The sequence below is a fragment of the Cryobacterium sp. MDB2-A-1 genome, from assembly GCF_004402675.1.
In the GTDB taxonomy this organism is placed as follows: Bacteria; Actinomycetota; Actinomycetes; order Actinomycetales; family Microbacteriaceae; genus Cryobacterium; species Cryobacterium glucosi.
The window spans coordinates 75,493-93,567 of record NZ_SOFK01000026.1; the positions used below are offsets into that span (position 1 = coordinate 75,493).

Below are 18,075 nucleotides of genomic sequence, written 5' to 3' on the forward strand. Positions count from 1 at the left end.
CAGGAACTGTTAAGATCCGGAACTCCACAGTATCGTATATAGTCGCCTTCATGCCAAAGACTTCCGCCACTTCGTCCACTCTAACGAGCACGCCCGTGCCGCATTCCCGGCGCTGGTGGACCCTCAGCACCGTCGCCCTCGCCCAGCTCATGGTCGTACTCGACTCGACCGTGGTCAACATCGCCCTGCCCTCCGCGCAGACCGACCTCGGCTTCTCCAACGGAGACCGCCAGTGGATCATCACCGCGTATTCCCTCGCGTTCGCGAGCCTCCTCCTGCTCGGCGGACGCCTGTCCGACCTGATCGGCCGGAAGCGCACCTTCATCATCGGACTGATCGGCTTCGCAGCCGCCTCGGCACTCGGCGGTGCGGCAGGCACCTTCGGGCTGCTCGTCGGCGCCCGGGCCCTGCAGGGCGCGTTCGGCGCCCTCCTCGCCCCGACCGCCCTCGCCGTTCTCACGACGACGTTCACCATTCCGAAGGAACGCGCCCGTGCCTTCGGGATCTTCGGAGCGATCGCCGGTGCCGGCGGCGCCGTCGGACTGCTCCTCGGCGGCTTCCTCACCCAGAACCTCGACTGGCGCTGGAACCTCTACATCAACATCCCCATCGCCGTGATCGGGGTGATCGGTGCGATCGTCTTCGTCGACCACCTCGAGCGCACCGGCCCGCGCCCGAAGCTCGACATTCCCGGCACGATCCTGGTCTCCGGAGCCCTCTTCGGCCTCGTCTACGGCTTCTCCAACGCCGAGACCGACGGCTGGGACTCACCGCTGACCTGGGGCATGCTCGCGGGGGCCGTCGTGCTGCTCGTCGCGTTCGTGCTGTGGCAGCGCCGTGCCGCGCATCCGCTTCTGCCGCTCGTGATCGTGCTCGACCGCAACCGCGGTGCCGCGTACCTCTCGGTGCTGATCGCCGGCGCAGGCATGTTCGGCATCTTCCTGTTCGTCACGTACTACCTGCAGGTCTCACTGGGCTACACCCCGGTCCAGACCGGACTGTCGTTCCTGCCGATGATCGCCATGCTCGTCGTCGCGGCCCAGTTGTCGACGAACATCTTCGTGCCCCGGTTCGGCCCGAAGATCATGGTGCCGTTCGGCATGACGCTCGGAGCCCTCGGGATGATCTACCTGACCCATCTCGACCTGGGCAGCACCTACGCCGCCGACATACTGCCGCCCCTGATGATCCTCGGCTTCGCGATGGGCTCGATCATGCCCGCCTCGATGCAGACGGCGACGCTCGGCGTCGACCGGCAGTTCGCCGGGGTCGCCTCCGCGATGGTGAACACGAGCCAGCAGGTCGGCGGGTCGATCGGCACCGCTCTTCTCAACACGCTCGCCGCGACCGCCGCGACGAACTTCCTGGCCGCGAACACCCCGCTCACCGCTGCGGTGGCCGCGGATGCCGCAATCCACAGCTACGCGGTCGCATACTGGTGGGGCGCCGGCTTCTTCGCCGTCGGCGCGGTCCTCGCGGCGCTGCTCTTCCGGCGGATGGGCCATGGCGTGTCGCTCTCGAACCCGCACGGCACCCCCGCGGCAGCGCCCACCGAAGTGCCGCTTCCGGTGCACTAGGCACGGGTCGCACACGACGGAAGGCCGGGTCCCTCGGGACCCGGCCTTCCGTCGTGTGCGACGGGCGGTGCTACTTCTTGCCCTGGGCCCGACGCTCGGCGCGGTTCACCGGAACGGCCGGCGTCCCGGAGTCGCGCTGGCCGAAGGCGCCGCGACGGGGAGGACCAGCGGGAGCCGCTGACTCCTCCGCAGGGGCATCTCCTGCGTTCGCGTCCGTCTCGGCCCGGCGGGCACGGTCGGTCGCGGCCTGCTGGATCTGGCCGCGCTGGTTGCGCACCTCGACTCCGCCGGAATCGCTCGGTGCGGTGTAGCTGAGCTTGTCGGCACCGGAATCCTCACCGGGGGTGAGGCCCTTGGCGACGACGACGGGCGCGGCGACGGGATCTGGCGCCTGGTTGACCTCGACCTCGAGGTTGAACAGGAAGCCGACGGTCTCCTCGCGGATCTGGCCCATCATCTGCTGGAACATGGCGAAACCCTCACGCTGGTACTCGACGAGCGGGTCACGCTGGGCCATCGCACGGAGGCCGATGCCGTCCTTGAGGTAGTCCATCTCGTAGAGGTGCTCGCGCCAGCGGCGGTCGATCACGGAGAGCACGACGCGGCGCTCGAGTTCGCGCATGGCCGGGGAGCCGAGGCTGGCTTCGCGCTTCTGGTAGGCGACCCGAGCGTCGGAGAGGATCTCCCTGCGCATGAAGTCGCGGTTGATCCTGCCCCGGTTGCCTGCCTCGGAGATGACCTCGTCGATGGTGATGCCGACGGGATAGAGGGTTCTGAGCTCGGTCCACAGCGCGTCGAAGTCCCAGTCGTCGCCGTTGCCCTCACCGGTGTGCACGCTGAGAACCTCGTCGATCACGTCTTCCAGGAAGCGCTGGGTGCGCTCGTGGAGGTCGTCACCCTCGAGGATGTGACGGCGGTCGCCGTAGATCGCTTCGCGCTGGCGGTTGAGCACGTCGTCGTACTTGAGCACGTTCTTGCGAATCTCGGCGTTGCGGCCCTCGACCTGCGACTGGGCAGAGCGGATGGCGCGGCTCACGACCTTGGATTCGATCGCCATGTCATCCGGCACACCCTGGCGGCTCATCAGGCTCTCGGCGGCTCCCGCGTTGAAGAGGCGCATCAGGTCGTCGGTCAGGGACAGGTAGAAGCGGCTCTCTCCCGGGTCGCCCTGGCGTCCGCTGCGTCCGCGGAGCTGGTTGTCGATGCGGCGCGATTCGTGGCGCTCTGTGCCGAGAACGTAGAGACCGCCGGCCTCGACGACCTTCTCGGCTTCCTCGGAGACCTTCGCCTTGACCGCGGCGAAGACGTCGTCCCACTCGGTCTCGTATTCTTCGGGCGTCTCGATGGGGCTGAGGCCCTTCGCGTTCATCTCGGCGACGGCGAGGAACTCGGCGTTGCCACCGAGCATGACGTCGGTTCCACGACCGGCCATGTTCGTGGCGACCGTGACGGAGCCGAGGCGACCGGCCTGGGCGACGATCGCGGCTTCCCGCGCGTGGTTCTTCGCGTTGAGAACCTCGTGGCGGACCCCGCGCTTGGCGAGCAGGCGGGAGAGGTATTCGCTCTTCTCGACGCTCGTCGTTCCGACGAGGACGGGCTGGCCCTTCTCGTGCCTGCCGACGATGTCCTCGACGACCTGGCCGAACTTGGCCTCCTCGTTCTTGTAGACGAGGTCGGACTGGTCGATGCGCTTCATCGGCTTGTTGGTGGGGATCGAGACCACGCCGAGCTTGTATGTGCTCATGAACTCGGCTGCCTCGGTCTCTGCGGTTCCGGTCATGCCGGACAGCTTCGTGTAGAGCCGGAAGTAGTTCTGCAGGGTGACTGTCGCGAGGGTCTGGTTCTCGGCCTTGACCGCGACACCCTCCTTGGCCTCGATGGCCTGGTGAATGCCCTCGTTGTACCGTCGGCCCATCAGAATGCGACCGGTGTGCTCGTCGACGATGAGAACCTCGCCGTTCATCACGACGTAGTCCTTGTCCTTCTTGAACAGGGCGTTCGCCTTGATCGCGTTGTTCAGGAACGAGATCAGCGGGGTGTTCGCCGATTCGTAGAGGTTGTCGATGCCGAGGTAGTCCTCGACCTTTTCGATGCCGGGTTCGAGCACGCCGACGGTGCGCTTCTTCTCGTCGACCTCGAAGTCGACCTCGGGGACGAGCCGCTTGGTCAGGCTCGCGAACTCGGTGAACCAGCGGTTCGCCTCGCCAGATGCCGGGCCGGAGATGATCAGCGGGGTGCGGGCCTCGTCGATCAGGATCGAGTCGACCTCGTCGACGATCGCGTAGTAGTGGCCGCGCTGGACCATGTCGGCTGCCTGCCACGCCATGTTGTCGCGCAGGTAGTCGAAGCCGAACTCATTGTTCGTGCCGTAGGTGATGTCCGCGAGGTACTGGTCGTGGCGCTGCGCGGGGGTCTGGCCGGAGAGGATGCACCCGGTGGTCATGCCGAGGGCACGGAACACGCGGCCCATCAGCTCGCTCTGGTAGCTCGCGAGGTAGTCGTTCACGGTGATGATGTGCACACCGCGGCTTGTGATGGCGTTGAGGTACGCCGCGGTCGTCGCGACGAGCGTCTTGCCCTCACCGGTCTTCATCTCGGCGATGTTGCCGAGGTGCAGGGCCGCCCCGCCCATGAGCTGCACGTCGAAGTGCCGCAAGCCCAGGGTGCGGGTCGAGGCCTCGCGTACGGCGGCGAACGCCTCTGGCAGCAGGTCGTCGAGCGACTCGCCGTTCGAGTAGCGTTCCCGCAGCACGACGGTTTCGTTCTTCAGCTCCTCGTCGGTGAGCTGGCTGAAGTCTTCTTCCAGCGCATTGATGGCTTTCGCATACTGCTCGAGACGACGCAGAACGCGTCCTTCACCAACACGAAGAACCTTTTCAAGGATTGAGGCCACGAATGCACTCCACTAGTCACGGCGCCGTTACGCCTGTCGTCTCGGTGAGATGAACCAGGGTCTGGCTGCTCACGCGACGGATTGAACCACGCCGGCACTGTTGTGCGCCGGTGTGCGGCAACTATAACAATGCTAGTTGGTCAGGGAGTGCACTCGACGGCCTACCGGACGCCTTACTCGGCGGCGACCCGCAACTCCTCGCTGTTCTCGGCCAGTTCGATGACCCCGTAGTCCCAGCCCTTGCGGCGGTAGACCACACTCGGCCGGTTCGTCTCGGAGTCCTGGAACAGGTAGAAGTCGTGCCCGACGAGTTCCATGAAGTACAGGGCGTCGTCGACGGTCATCGGGGCGGCGGAGAAGACCTTGCGGCGGATGACGACCGGCGTGTACACCTCGTCCGCTTCCTCCTCGGCGGCGGTGGCCGCGGCGGCCGCCTCCGACTCGGTGGGGCGGATCACCCGGATGACTCCGGTGCGCACCTCGTCGAGGGTTTCGGCGTCGGCCGGCTTGATGTCGACGACGCTGAAGTCAACGGATGCCGCGTCGTGCAGCGAGGTGGGGCGGTGCGCTCCGCCACGGTGCAGCTTCTGGCGGTCCTTGGCGCGGCGCACGCGCTCGAGGAGCCGTCCGAGTGCCACGTCGAAGGCTGCGTACTTGTCCGAACCGTCCGCTTCAGCGCGGACGATGGGACCCTTCCCGATCAGGGTCAGCTCGACCCTGTCATTGCCGGTGGCTGAACCCTTTTCGCGGTTCCGGCTGAGCTTGACTTCGAGGGCGAGGGCCTTGTCGGCAAGGCCGGCGATCTTCTCAGCCTTTTCCGACGCATATGACCGGAAACGATCAGTGATCCCCAGGTTTCGTCCGACGATATTAGTTTCCATGACGACCTCCAGATCTGGCGAACCGCCCGGTCCCGGGCGATTGGTGCGCGCCTTTAGCTCCACCGTAGCCCTGCCGGCGGGAGAAGTCACCGCAATTTGTCAATCGGTTTCTGATGAACGATGTGTGACAGGTAGGCGTCTCCGGGTTTCCGCGAGGGCGGCCACGCCCACGACCTCTCCCCCGGCGGCGAGGATGGCGCGGCGGGCTTCGAGAACGGTGGCGCCCGTCGTCACGATGTCGTCGACGAGCAGGCAGCGCACCCCGGTCAGGGAACGAAGGGCGCGCAGCGAACCGTCCCGGTTCCTGGACCTGGCGGCACGGTCGAGCCCGACCTGGTCGGCGGTCTCCCGGCCGGTGAGGACCCGGTGCGGTGCGAGTCCGGCCCGGCGGAGCAGCAGCTCGACCGGGAGGAAACCGCGCGCCCGCCAGGCCCGTCGCGACGAGGGAATCGTGACCAGGCGGATGCCGGTCTCCGCAGCGCCGCGGGACTCCACTGGTCCGCCGGACTCCACTGCGGCGAGCGCGGCCACGACCGCGGCCAGGAGCGCAGGGGCGAGCGCGGCGGCGGCATCCGTTCGCCCTCCGTCCTTGAAACTCGCGATCACGCGTCGCGGAACGCCGGCATAGTCGAGCCCCGCCCAGACCCGCAGGCCGCCGCGCTCGGTCACGCGCACGGCAGGCACCAGGAGGGCGCGGCAGGCCGCGCAGAGGGCGCGGTCCGGCGCCCCGCAACCGCTGCACGCCGTGGGCAGGAGAACGGCCCACGCGTCCAGGACGGCCCGCCACGCCTCCCGTGCCGTTCGTGCCGTTCGTGCCGCGCCGGTCCCGGTCATGCCGCCAGACTGCCCGACCTGACGCGAGCGCATGATCGCGAGCGCACGGCGGTGCGCGCGCGGCCGTGCGCCGGCGCTGTGGAGGACAGGCCCGCGCCTACCCGCCGATTCCCTGCTGGGTGGCCACGAGAGTCACGTCGTCGATGCGCTCCTGCCAGCCGACTCCGCGCTGCATCATCAGGCCGCCCGTTGTGGCGAGTGCGCGCACGTCCCTCAGGGTGTTGCTTCCCGTGATCGTCGCACTGCCCGGCGCTGACTCGATGCTGGAACTGACGCCGCCGAGCTGCTGGGTCACGATGCGGTCCTCTCCGGTCGGGAGCGCGACGAGGTAGGCGACCGTGAGCTCGTCGATCCAGGTGGCGTCGAGGGGGATGCCCGGAACGGACTGGAGCTGGACTTCGTCTCCGAGGGCGACCGGAACGGACTTGTCCCGCTTGATCGAGACGACCACGAAGCGGGTCTCCGTTCCAGAGGTGAGCAGCGCGATCAGCCGGGTACCGTCCCGGGACACCCGCAACGCCACGATTCCGGAGGCCTCCGGCCAGGAGGTCGGCACGGCCGTCGCATCCCCGTTCGGGCTGTAGACGAACAGCTCACCGGGACGGTTCGAGGGCACGGACCAGACGTAGCCGAAGTTGTCGACGGCCGGCGCGATGAGGCCGGGCCGCGGATCGAGCAGCTTCGCGACCTCGCCGACCCGGACGGAGGAGACCCCTGTCGCGGCCCGCGCCGCCGCGACGGTCTGCCCCGGTGAGAGGGTGACCGCCGTCGGGCCGAGCGCGACGACCTGGTCGGAGAGCCCGGGGATCGGGGTGACCGTCTTCCCTGCTGCGGACAGGAACCCGAAGGCGCCCTGACGGAGTACGAGCGCCCGGGCGTCCACCCGCGGGTTGACGATCGGGGCGTTGGCGCCGAGGTCCCCGATGTCCTGGGAGTTCTGGTTGATCGAGATCGTGACGGTGATGCCCGTGGGGAGGCTGTTTGTGAGCTGCGCCCGCATCCGCTGCAGGGTGACCCTGTCTGCGTTCAGGGCTTCGCCGTTGAGGTCGACCTTCGCGTCGCGCGAGACGACCTGCACGGCATCCGCGGTGAGCTTGGTTCCATCGGGGAACGCGCTGACAACGGCCCCGCCCAGCCACGGGCTCGGCCCGTGCAGCACTCCGTTGACGATCTTGGTCAGGGTGGCGCCCCCGCGCGGGAACCAGCGCAGGTCTGGCACCAGGAACGCGAAGCTCGAATCGAAGAAGTAGAGCGCCTGGGAGCTGAACACGTCGCTGAACGTGGTCTGGTCGACGACGGTGCCGTTCGGCGCAGCGCTGATCCGCCACTGGTCACCGACCTTCTGGAACTGGTAGCGCAGCACGACGGGCGAGGGAGACTCGACCTCGTGGTATTCACCGATCCCGTCGACGTCGGCGATGGGATTCACCGAGAACTGCATGGTCTGGCCGTCGACGGGGATGATGGTGCGCGCCGTCCCGTCGTCGACCGTCACCCCGGCATCCGCCGCCCAGGCGCCGCTGAAACCGGGGGCGAGGAATTCGCGGGCGATCGCGTAGTCGTTCTCCGGGCTGGTCTGGGCGTCGATGAAACCGCGCAGGATGCTTTCCTGGCTGGCATCGGCCTGCGGGTGCGACGGCAGGAAGACGGGTGCGGGGTTGTCCCCGGCTGCGACCGCCTGCCCGGTGCGCACGCTGCCGCTCCGGGGAATCCCCGAGCATCCGCTGAGCAGGACCGCGAGCACGAGGAGGGCTGCCAGCGTGCCCCCTGCGCGCCAGGGTCCGCCTCCACGGGTTTCCCGGGTCGCATGGATTGCACGGCGGATGCCGTCGCTCCGGTCAGTCATGGATCGCTCCCTCACCGTGTTGGGCGCCCTTGACCCCGGCCCGGCCGACCTCGCCGACCGTGAGGCGCGGCAGGGTTCCGTCGGACCCGGCGTCCTCCGGCGGCAGCGGGCTCGGCGAGCTCGTGATCTCGCCGCGCGCGGTCCGGGGCAGGGTCAGCCGGAAGCACGAGCCCTTCCCGGGGCTCGACCAGACCTGGAGCCAGCCGCGGTGCACGGTCGCGTCCTCGAGTGAGATCGAGAGGCCGAGGCCCGTGCCGCCGATGGTGCGCTTGCGGGAGGGGTCTGCCCGCCAGAACCGGTCGAAGACGTGGTTGACGTCGACCTGGCTCATGCCGAGGCCGTAGTCGCGCACCGAGAGGGCAACGGCGGACTCGTTGCTGTCGACCGAGACGATGACGGGCTTGCCCTCGCCGTGCTCGATCGCGTTGCCGATCAGGTTGTGCATGATCCGGCGGATGCGACGGGGATCGACCTCCGCGTCGAGGTGTCCTCCCGGGGCGACGAGGTTGAGCCGGGTGCCCTTGGATTCGGCGAGCGACCGCAGGCCCTCGACGGCATCTGCGGCGAGGTGCACGAGGTTCGTCGGCTCGGCCTCGAGTTCGACCGACCCGGCGTCGTACTTGCTGATCTCGAGCAGGTCCGCGAGCAGGAGTTCGAATCGCTCGACCTGGGTGTGCAGGAGTTCCGCAGTACGACCCGTCGCAGGGGGGAAGGCGGCCCGCTGATCGTAGAGCATGTCGCCGGCCAGCCGGATCGTCGTCAGCGGGGTGCGCAGCTCGTGCGACACGTCGGAGACGAAGCGCTGCTGCACCTCGGAGAGGTCGGCGAGCTCCTTGATCTGGCTCTGCAGGCTGTCCGCCATCCCATTGAACGACCGGGCGAGGGTCGTGATGACGTCGTCGCCCTTGACGGGCAGCCGCACACCGAGGTCCCCGGAGGCCAGCCGCTGGCTGGTCTCGGCCGCGACCCGGATCGGCGTCACCACGAAGCGCACCACGATCCAGGTCACCGCACCGATCAGGATGATGAGCAGGAGCCCGGCGATGCCGAGGGTTCGCTGCACGAACTGCAGTGTCGTTTCCGCCTCGCCGAGGTTGTAGCCGATGTAGAGCTCGTACCGGCCGGCGACGGGGACGGTGATCTGCGAACCGACGACGATCCCGGCGACCTGGCCGTCGTCATCCGTCGCCAGGGCCACCGACTGCCAGAACTGGGTGCCCGGCGAGCCCTGGACGGCGGTGCGCAGCTCGGGCGAGATGACCTCGGTCGAGTCGCCGAATGTCGAGAAGTCCTGGGGCACGGACGTCGACGGGTCCTGACCGGGAACCCGGAACACGGCGACAAGCCGGCTCGAGGACGCCGCGGAAATGGCGCTCCGCGCCGAGGCAAGCAGGCTCTGCACCTGGACCCGGTCGGCCGCGTCCGAGGAATCCAGGATCCCCTGGGCCGCGCTCGTCGCCCGGTTCGAGTCGAGCTCGACCTGGCTGAGCCGGGACTGGAAGAGATCGTTGCCGACGCTCACCGAGACATACACGCCGACCATGACGATGGCGATGCCGGACAGCACGACCGTGATGGTCACGGTGCGGAACTGCAGGGAGGACCGCCAGGTGCGAAGCAGGCGGGCACGCCAGGATCTCCAGTCGCGCCAGTCCCGCCACCCCCTGCGCCATGTTCGGGCAAACCCGGTCGGTTCGGCCATGCGGAGCCTAGATGGCCGCGCCGGCCCGGTACCCGACACCGCGGACCGTCATCACGATGCGGGGGTTGTCCGGATCGTCCTCGACCTTGGCGCGGAGGCGTTGCACGTGCACGTTCACGAGCCGGGTGTCGGCCTTGTAGTGGTAGCCCCACACCTGCTCGAGCAGCATCTCCCGGGTGAACACCTGCTGGGGACGGGACGCGAGGGTGAGGAGGAGGTCGAATTCGAGTGGGGTCAGGCCGATCTGCCGGTCGCCGCGGCGCACCTCGTGCCCGGCGGCGTCGACGGTGAGGTCGCCGATCGAGAGGTTCGCGGGAGAATCCGTTGACACCGGCCGCAGCCGCGTGCGGATCCTGGCGACGAGTTCCTTCGGGTTGAACGGTTTGACCATGTAGTCGTCCGCGCCGGATTCGAGGCCCTTGACCACATCCGTCGTATCGGTGCGAGCGGTGAGCATGATGATGGGCGTTCCCGATTCGGCGCGGATCAGGGTGCACACCTCGATGCCGTCGAGGCCGGGCAGCATGAGGTCGAGCAGAACCAGATCGGGTTTGATCGTCCGGAATGCGTCGAGCGCGAGTGAGCCGTCTTCGCAGAAGTGCGGGTCGAAACCTTCACCCTGCAAGACAATGCCGATCATTTCCGCCAGCGCGGTGTCGTCGTCGACGACCAAAATGCGTGCGTTCATCCAACCGTTTTCTGCTTAGGTCACCGGAGGGAATACTCCCGGTGAGTCATGCAATCACTGACACCAGAGTAGTCGAGGGGGGCTGGCATTGCCCGTCGCGCCCGTTTCGATGCCGAGTATGCCAGCATAGGTCTCGTGACGGACCCGCAGAACTGGCACGCACCGACAGGTGACGCGTACGATCGACCGCGCTACGGCGAATACGCGCCGCCGCCGGCGTCCGGTGCACCCCAGGCCTGGGGTCCTCCTCCCGCGTGGACCCCGCCGCCGCGCCCCGGCCTCCTCCCGTTGCGGCCGCTCGGTTTCGGCTCCCTGCTCTGGGCGCCCTTCCAGGTGCTGCGGCGCAATCCCAAGGCCACGTTCGGAAGCGCACTCCTCGTGCAGGGCGCGATCCTCCTGGTCACCCTGCTGATCGTCGGCCCGGTGACGGTGCTCGCCCTCGGCAGGGTCGACAGCGCCCCGCTCGCGGACAGGGACGCGGTCCAGGCCGGCGCCAACCTCACCATCGTGTTGTCGGCGATCGTGCCGATCCTCCTCTCCGTGATCGCCTCCGCGATGCTCCAGGGCGTCATCGTCGTCGAGGTCTCCCGTGCCATGCTCGGCCAGAAGCTCCGGCTCGGCCAGCTCTGGCGGGCGGCCGGCCGACGCCTCTGGCCGCTCGCACTCTGGTCCGCGATCCTCAGCGGAGCCCTTCTCCTCGGCCTGGCCATCGTCGCGGGGGTCGTCGTCGTGTTCGTGTTGCTCGGAGGAGCCGGCGTCGTCTTCGGGATCGTCTTCGGCATCCTCGGCGCACTCGGCATCCTCGCGCTCTCGGCCTGGCTGGCCACGAAGACGTCCCTCGTCCCGAGCCTGATCGTGCTCGAACGCCTCGGCATCGGGGCGGCCATCGCCCGATCGTGGTCGCTCACGAGGGGCTATTTCTGGCGCACGCTCGGAGTGCAGTTCCTTGTCGCCGCGATTGTGAACATCGTCTCGCAGATCGTCTCGACACCGCTGTCGCTGCTCGGCGGCGTCGCGGTCTCCCTCATCGACCCGACCGGCGCCATCGACTCCTGGATCCCCGTGATCGTGCTGTACGTGCTGACCATTCTCCTGAGCCTCGTACTCGGGGCCGTCGCCGCGGTGGTCCAGTCCGGCACGACAGCGCTGATCTACATCGACCTGCGGATGCGCAAGGAAGGCCTCGACCTCGACCTGCAGCGCTTCGTCGAGTCTTCCCCCGGCAACGACGCTGCCGACCCGTACCTGGTCCCTGCCGGGCGGATGCCGGCGGCCCCGCAGTCATGACCGGTGCGGGGGGCGCGTGGTCTGGTCCGTTCCTGGGGGGCATCCCTGTCGATCCCGATGCCCCGACGGCCACGGCCTGGTTGCGGGACGAGCTCGCCAAGCCGCCGTACCAGGCCGCGCGGCCGACCTGGTTCGACCTGGTCAGCAAGGCCTTCTTCGACTGGTTCGCTTCACTGGGCGTGCCGTCTGGCGCGGGCCTCGGACCCTGGGTCCCGCTCGTCGTGACGCTTGTCGTCGTCGCCGTCGTCGTGGTCGCCGTGCTCGTCTTCGGGTTGCCTCGGTGGAACAGGCGCAGCGCCCTGCAGCACGAGATGTTCGGCAGGAACGACGCCCGGTCCTCAGACGAGTTGCGCCGGGCGGCGCTGTCGGCAGCATCGCACAAGGACTGGAACCTCGCGATCAGCGAGATGTTCCGGGCCCTGGCACGGTCGCTCATCGAACGCACGGTGCTCTTCATCACGCCCGGCACGACCGCGCACAACTTCGCCGACCGGGCGGCAACGGCGTTCCCGGAGGAGCGGGTCAGCCTCCGGACGGCGGCTGACCTCTTCGACGGCGTGCGCTACCTCAACGCCGAGGGCACCGAGTCCGGCTTCCTGTCCCTCGCCGCGCTCGAAAGCGCCCTGCGCACGCGGACGCCGACGACCCGCGAAGACCCGGCCCCGACGGCAATGCGGTGACCACTCTCGCGGGCGCCGATGCCGTAGCGACGACCCCGACCCTGCGCGCCGCCGCACGGCGCTCGCGGTTCTGGGTGCTCGCCGGCGTCGGCGCCCTGCTCGTCGCCATCGCGGCGACGCTGCTCGCGGGCGCCGGTTCAAGCGGAGGGACCCCGCTCGCCGCCGACAACGCCGCACCGGCGGGCGCCCGCGCCCTCGTCGAGGTGCTGCGCCAGCAGGGGGTGCGCGTCACGACAGCGGACTCCCTGGACGAGGCTCGCACGATCGCCGCGGCGAGCACGGATCCGACCCTGTTCTTCAGTGACCCGAACGGCTATCTGACGAACGACCGGATCTCGGCCATGGCGGCCCTCGCACCCCGGACCGTCGTGGTCTCCCCCGATTTCCTCCTGCTGCAGACGCTGACCCCCGCAGTCGGCTTCGGCGGGGTCGCCGACAGCCTGGACGGCCCTGGCGATCGCTGCGACCTGCCCGCTGCGATCAGGGCAGGCGGCGTCGCCCCCGGCGGGAAGACGCTCAGCCTCCCCGCCGACTCCGCGGAAATCGGTTGTTTCCCGTCCGGTCGGAACTCATTCGCCGTCGTCGGCGCGACCCTGCCGTCCACAGAGCTGACCCTCGTCGCCGATGGCGCCATCTTCAGCAACGACGAGATCACGGCATCCGGTCACGCGGCGCTCGCACTCGGGCTGCTCGGGCCGAGCGCCGACCTGATCTGGTACCTGCCGACCCTGGCGGATGTCGCGGTCACCGGCCCGCCGAGCCTCGGCGAGTTGACGCCGGGCTGGGTCACGCCCTCGATCCTGCTGCTCGCGGTCGTCTTCCTCGCCGCGGCCGTGTGGCAGGGCAGGCGACTCGGACCGCTCGTCGCCGAGAACCTGCCGGTGACCGTACGCGCGAGCGAGACGATGGAAGGCAGGGCCCGCCTCTATGCCCGCGGCAACGCGCGCCTCCGCGCCCTCGACTCCCTGCGGGTCGCCACCGTGCAGCGCCTCGCGACCCGGGTCGGGCTGTCCAGGCTCGCGAGCCTCGACGACGTCGTGCTCGCGGTGTCCGCACTGACCGGTCGGGCACCGGCCGAGGTGCGCTTCGTCCTCGTCGACGGAGTCCCGGCGACGGACCGCGACCTCATTGCCCAGTCCGACCTCCTCCAGGACCTGGAGCGAGCCGTGATCGCCGCGAGCGGCCTGCCCGCTGATCCGCCGGCATCCGCCCCACCCACCGCAACCACCCCCGGAAGAATGGACCCATGAGCACACCGACCGATACCATCGTTTCCCTTCGGGAATCGCTCGCGCAGGTTCGCACCGAGGTCGGCAAGGCCGTCGTCGGCCAGGACGGCGCAGTGACGGGACTCATCATCGCCCTGCTCGCGCGCGGCCACGTGCTGCTCGAGGGCGTGCCCGGTGTCGCCAAGACCCTCCTGGTGCGCTCGCTCAGCCACGCGCTCAGCCTCGAGACGAAACGGGTTCAGTTCACGCCCGACCTGATGCCGGGCGACGTCACAGGGTCGCTCATCTACGACGCGCGGGCCGGCGAGTTCGAGTTCCGGAAGGGCCCGGTGTTCACGAACATCCTGCTCGCGGACGAGATCAACCGGACACCGCCGAAGACCCAGTCCGCACTGCTCGAGGCGATGGAGGAACGCCAGGTCAGCGTCGACGGCCGGACGATTCCGTTGCCGGACCCGTTCATCGTCGCCGCGACCATGAATCCGATCGAATACGAGGGCACGTACTCGCTGCCCGAGGCGCAGCTCGACCGGTTCCTGCTCAAGCTCGTGCTCGACGTGCCGGAACGCGACGCGGAGTTCGAGGTGCTCCGCCGCCACGCCGCCGGTTTCAACCCCCGCGACCTCACCGCGGCCGGGGTCACTCCCGTGCTAGGCGCCGAGCAGCTCACCGCCGCGCAGGCCGCCGTCATGGAGGTCGGCTCGAGCGCGGACGTGCTCGCATACATCGTGGATCTCGCGCGCGCGACCCGGCGCAGCCCCTCGGTCAAGCTCGGCGTGAGCCCCCGCGGGACGACGGCGCTTCTCGCGGCGACGAAAGCCTGGGCGTGGCTCAGCGGCTACGACTCGATCACTCCCGACCACGTCCAGGCGATGGTCCTCCCGGTCTGGCGGCACCGGATCCAGCTCCAGCCGGAAGCCGAGCTCGAGGGCGTGTTCGTGGACGCCATCCTGCGCAGCGTGCTCCAGCAGGTCCAGGTTCCGATCTAAGGTGACGGTCTCCGGTCGGTTCACACTGCTCGTCGCCCTCGGCGTCGTGCCGATTGTGCTGCTCGGACGCAGCCAGGCGGCCGCGGGCGGCATCCTCGCCCTGTGGCTGCTGCTTTCGGTCGGGCTCGGCCTGCTCGACCTCGCGCTGGCCGGCTCGCCCAGGGCCGTGCGCCTCGAACGCAGGCTGCCGGCAAGGGTGCGCCTCGGCGAAACCGTGACGAGCCTGCTGTACGTCACCAATTCCGGCTCCCGTCGCCTCCGCGCCCTCGTGCGGGATGCCTGGCAACCGTCGGCCGGCGCAGGCAACAACCGCACCCCTCTGTCCGTCCCGACAGGGGAACGCCGGCTCGTGTCCCTCCCGCTGACTCCGTTCCGGAGGGGAGAACGACGGGTGGACCGGGTCACGATCCGCTCGTACGGGCCGCTCGGCCTGTGGGCGCGCCAGGCCACGCTCGAGGCGCCCGGGCGCATCCGTGTCCTGCCGCCCTTCAACGCCCGGAAGCACCTGCCCTCGCGCATCACCCGGCTCAAGGAACTCGACGGGCGCACGAGCGTGCTCGTGCGCGGACAGGGCACCGAGTTCGACTCGCTGCGGGAGTATGTGCGCGGCGACGACGTGCGCTCGATCGACTGGCGGGCTACGGCGCGGCACAACGACGTGGTCGTGCGCACCTGGCGACCGGAGCGCGACCGGCGGGTGGTCATCGTGATCGACACCGGACGCACCTCCGCCGCGCGGATCGACAACGAGACGAGGCTCGACACCGCGTTCGAGGCGGCGCTGCTGCTCGCCGCGCTCGCGTCGAAGGCCGGAGACCGTGTCGACATGGTCGCCTTCGACCGGCGGGTGCGCGGCCGGGTGCAGGGCGCGCAGGGCGCAGAACTGCTGTCGCGGATGGTCGACACCCTTGCGGTGATCGACCCCGAACTCCTCGAAATGGACTGGGCCGGAGTGCCGGCCCAGGTGCGCGCGATCACGAGCCAGCGCGCCCTCGTCGTGCTGCTGACCTCGATCGATGCCGCGGGGGCGTCGACCGGACTGCTCGCGGTACTGCCCCAGCTGACCCGCCGCCACACCGTCGTCGTCGCGTCGGTCACCGACCCGACGACCGTGCAGGCGACCCACGAACGCGCCGACCGGGAGCAGGTCTACCGCGCCGCCGCTGCCGAACGGGCGCTGCTCGACGTCGCCAGGGTCGCCGCGGCGATCCGCCAGCAGGGTGCCGACGTCGTCACCGGTCCGCCAGCGGACCTGCCGCCCCGCCTCGCCGACCACTACCTCGCCCTGAAGCTCGCCGGCCGACTGTAGCCCGCTCGCGGCCCTCAGGACGCGTAGATGCGGGTGCTGCCGGCCTCGAACTCACCGATGTCGCCGGTCTCGCCGGAACGTGCGGCCCGTCGGCCGAGCACGAGCATGTACGTCAGGAACGCACACAGCGCGGCGAAGCCGATGCCGATCTTGACCGGCCACGGCCACGGCGCCGGGGTCACGAAGCCTTCGATCACGCCGGAGACGAGGAGGACGAAGACGAGGCCGATCGCAACCGTCGCGAGGGCTCGCGAGTCCGCCGCGAGAGCCTGCCCGCGGGTACGCCCACCGGGGGCGATCCAGGACCAGAAGATGCGAAGCCCCGCGGCGGCAGCGACGAAGATCGCGGTGAGCTCCAGCATCCCGTGCGGCGCGATGTAGAGGAAGAAGACGTCGCCCTTGCCGTATGCGAACATCACCGCGGCTGTCGTGCCGATGTTCTGGGCATTCGAGAGCACGATGTACGGCACGTAGAGGCCGAGGATACCGAAGGCGACGCACTGCGCGGCGATCCAGGCGTTGTTCGTCCAGACCTGGCCGGTGAACGACGCGGCGGGGTTCGCGGAGTAGTAGTCGACGAATTCAGAGTTCACGAGTTGCTGGAGCTGGGCGTCGGAGCCGAGGTTGGCGAGCACCCGGGGGTCGCCGGTGATCCAGACGGCATAGAGCACCGCGACCGCGACCGTCACGACCGCGACGCACAGCGTGAGCCAGCGCAGGCGGTAGAGCGCGGCGGGCAGTTGAAGGACGAAGAACCGAGGCACCTGGGACACGACGTTCGCGCCGGCTCCGGTGAAGCGCAGCCGGGCGCGGGACAACGCGACGGAGAGCCGGTCCCCCGGGATCGTGGAGCCGGCCGTGCTCTTGATTGCGGACAGCTGGGTCGCGCCGGACTGGTACAGGCCGATCAGTTCGTCGGACTGCGCGCCGGAGAGCCGCCGCTCCCTGCCGAGCTCGGCGAGGCGGTCCCACTGGGCGCGGTGCGCCGTTGAATATGCGTCGAGGTCCATCTGCTCTAATAGTAGACATGGCACACCCCGGAAACGCGGCGGATCAGGGAGAAAGTTCTCCCTATGAGTACGAACTCGTCACTGGCGAGGCGGTCGCGCTTGATGTGCGGCCGGCGAGTTTCATCCTGCGCGCGGCCGGCGCCATCATCGACTGGCTCGCCTATCTCGGTTTCTTCGTGGGACTCGCCTTCGCGGTCGACTTCGTCATGGGCGACGCCCTGGATCCAGCGCTCGCACAGACGCTGGCGATTTCAGGGCTCGCGTTCTCGATCCTCGTCCTCCCGACTGTCGTGGAGACCGTGACCGGAGGACGCTCGCTCGGCAAGCTCGCGATCGGCGCCCGCATCGTGCGTGACGACGGCGGGTCCATTCAGCTGCGGCACGCCTTCACCCGCGCCCTCAGCGGGATCTTCGAGATCTACCTCACCTTCGGCGGCCTGGCCGCCACGACGGCTCTGCTGAACGGCAAGTCCAAGCGCCTCGGCGACCTGATGGCCGGCACGTACAGCCAGTATGAACGGGTGGCCCGGTTCGACGAGCCGGTCCTCGGGCTTCCGCAAGAGCTCACCACCTGGTCGTACACCGTCGATGTCGTGCGGCTGCCTGACCGGCTCTCGCGCCGCATCGCCCAGTTCCTCCGCCAGTCCGGACGCCTGACCCCGGAGACACGCGTGCGCGTGGCAAGTGACCTCGCGGCGGAAGCGGCGCCCTTCGTCTCCCCGGTTCCCGCCGTCTCCCCCGAGGAGTTCCTCGCCGGCGTCGCCGCCGTGCGCCGCAGCCGCGAGTACGCGGCACTCCTCCTGGAACGAGAACGCCTCGAGCGCCTCCGCCCGGTGCTCACGCGCCTCCCCCACGATTTCCCCAACCGCTGAGCGGATGCTGCGCCGCCCCGCTACGGGTTGCGCGCCGGTTGCGCCGTTACGCGCCCGGCGTGTCCGGGGCGTAGCGGCGCTGGTGTCGCGCGGGGCCAGTGCAGGGCGGGCCGGCTGGCTGGCTGGCTGGTGGTTGCGGTGTGCGGGTTAAAGCAGAAAAGCCACCCCGTGGGGTGGCTTTTCTGGTGTTTCTAAGTTAAGTCCGGCGGTGTCCTACTCTCCCACAGGGTCCCCCCTGCAGTACCATCGGCGCTGAGAGTCTTAGCTTCCGGGTTCGG

At 69.1% G+C, this 18,075-nt stretch carries 14 protein-coding genes and 1 rRNA gene; 7 read left to right on the plus strand and 8 right to left on the minus strand.

Annotated elements, in window-relative coordinates:
* Positions 1-50 precede the first annotated feature (50 nt).
* On the plus strand, positions 51-1,577 hold the full coding sequence (locus E3O39_RS09035; protein ID WP_134449758.1) for an MFS transporter: 1,527 nt from the start codon (positions 51-53) through the stop codon (positions 1,575-1,577).
* A 70-nt stretch (positions 1,578-1,647) separates the two neighbouring features.
* Here the strand turns inward: E3O39_RS09035 and secA are convergent, their stop codons facing one another.
* The 6 genes from secA to mtrA form a co-directional block, all read right to left on the minus strand.
* Positions 1,648-4,470 carry a preprotein translocase subunit SecA gene (secA, locus tag E3O39_RS09040; RefSeq protein WP_134449757.1) on the minus strand — a complete coding sequence of 941 codons (2,823 nt, stop codon included), beginning with the start codon at positions 4,468-4,470 and terminating at the stop codon, positions 1,648-1,650.
* 173 nt (positions 4,471-4,643) lie between these two features.
* Positions 4,644-5,351 (minus strand): ribosome hibernation-promoting factor, HPF/YfiA family, encoded by a 708-nt coding sequence (gene hpf / locus E3O39_RS09045; protein WP_134449756.1) that lies wholly within the window; start codon positions 5,349-5,351, stop codon positions 4,644-4,646.
* A gap of 99 nt (positions 5,352-5,450) precedes the next feature.
* Positions 5,451-6,185: a ComF family protein gene (locus E3O39_RS09050; RefSeq protein WP_166787411.1), complete on the minus strand. Its 735-nt coding sequence runs from the start codon at positions 6,183-6,185 to the stop codon at positions 5,451-5,453.
* Positions 6,186-6,282: 97 nt separating this feature from the next.
* Positions 6,283-8,031 carry an LpqB family beta-propeller domain-containing protein gene (locus tag E3O39_RS09055; protein ID WP_134449754.1) on the minus strand — a complete coding sequence of 583 codons (1,749 nt, stop codon included), beginning with the start codon at positions 8,029-8,031 and terminating at the stop codon, positions 6,283-6,285.
* Positions 8,024-9,733, minus strand: a complete 1,710-nt coding sequence (gene mtrB, locus E3O39_RS09060) for an MtrAB system histidine kinase MtrB (RefSeq protein ID WP_134449753.1) — start codon at positions 9,731-9,733, stop codon at positions 8,024-8,026. The genes E3O39_RS09055 and mtrB overlap by 8 nt, the downstream gene beginning before the upstream one ends.
* 7 nt (positions 9,734-9,740) lie before the next feature.
* Positions 9,741-10,421, minus strand: coding sequence for an MtrAB system response regulator MtrA (mtrA, locus tag E3O39_RS09065; protein ID WP_134449752.1), 681 nt, complete (start codon positions 10,419-10,421; stop codon positions 9,741-9,743).
* A gap of 135 nt (positions 10,422-10,556) precedes the next feature.
* On the opposite strand from mtrA, the gene E3O39_RS09070 reads away from it, so the two are divergent.
* Genes E3O39_RS09070 through E3O39_RS09090 form a run of 5 tightly spaced genes read left to right on the plus strand, consistent with a single transcriptional unit; the run spans position 10,557 to position 15,915 of the window.
* Positions 10,557-11,708: a hypothetical protein gene (locus E3O39_RS09070; RefSeq protein WP_134449751.1), complete on the plus strand. Its 1,152-nt coding sequence runs from the start codon at positions 10,557-10,559 to the stop codon at positions 11,706-11,708.
* On the plus strand, positions 11,705-12,388 hold the full coding sequence (locus E3O39_RS09075; protein ID WP_134449750.1) for a DUF4129 domain-containing protein: 684 nt from the start codon (positions 11,705-11,707) through the stop codon (positions 12,386-12,388). The genes E3O39_RS09070 and E3O39_RS09075 overlap by 4 nt, the downstream gene beginning before the upstream one ends.
* Complete coding sequence (locus E3O39_RS09080; protein WP_134449749.1) at positions 12,385-13,638, plus strand: DUF4350 domain-containing protein; 1,254 nt, start codon at positions 12,385-12,387, stop codon at positions 13,636-13,638. Before E3O39_RS09075 ends, E3O39_RS09080 begins: the two co-directional genes overlap by 4 nt.
* Positions 13,635-14,606: a MoxR family ATPase gene (locus tag E3O39_RS09085; protein WP_134449748.1), complete on the plus strand. Its 972-nt coding sequence runs from the start codon at positions 13,635-13,637 to the stop codon at positions 14,604-14,606. The genes E3O39_RS09080 and E3O39_RS09085 overlap by 4 nt, the downstream gene beginning before the upstream one ends.
* 1 nt (position 14,607) lies before the next feature.
* Positions 14,608-15,915 (plus strand): DUF58 domain-containing protein, encoded by a 1,308-nt coding sequence (locus E3O39_RS09090; protein ID WP_134449747.1) that lies wholly within the window; start codon positions 14,608-14,610, stop codon positions 15,913-15,915.
* A 14-nt stretch (positions 15,916-15,929) separates the two neighbouring features.
* On the opposite strand, the gene E3O39_RS09095 is transcribed toward E3O39_RS09090, so the two are convergent.
* Positions 15,930-16,925, minus strand: a complete 996-nt coding sequence (locus tag E3O39_RS09095) for a stage II sporulation protein M (protein ID WP_134449746.1) — start codon at positions 16,923-16,925, stop codon at positions 15,930-15,932.
* 17 nt (positions 16,926-16,942) lie between these two features.
* Here E3O39_RS09095 and E3O39_RS09100 point away from each other — a divergent pair, with 17 nt between their 5' ends.
* The gene (locus E3O39_RS09100; protein ID WP_134449745.1) at positions 16,943-17,797 is read left to right on the plus strand and encodes an RDD family protein; all 855 of its coding nucleotides are present in this window, start codon (positions 16,943-16,945) and stop codon (positions 17,795-17,797) included.
* 200 nt (positions 17,798-17,997) lie between these two features.
* Here E3O39_RS09100 and rrf read toward each other — a convergent pair.
* Positions 17,998-18,075, minus strand: a 5S ribosomal RNA gene (gene rrf, locus E3O39_RS09105); the annotation flags it as partial.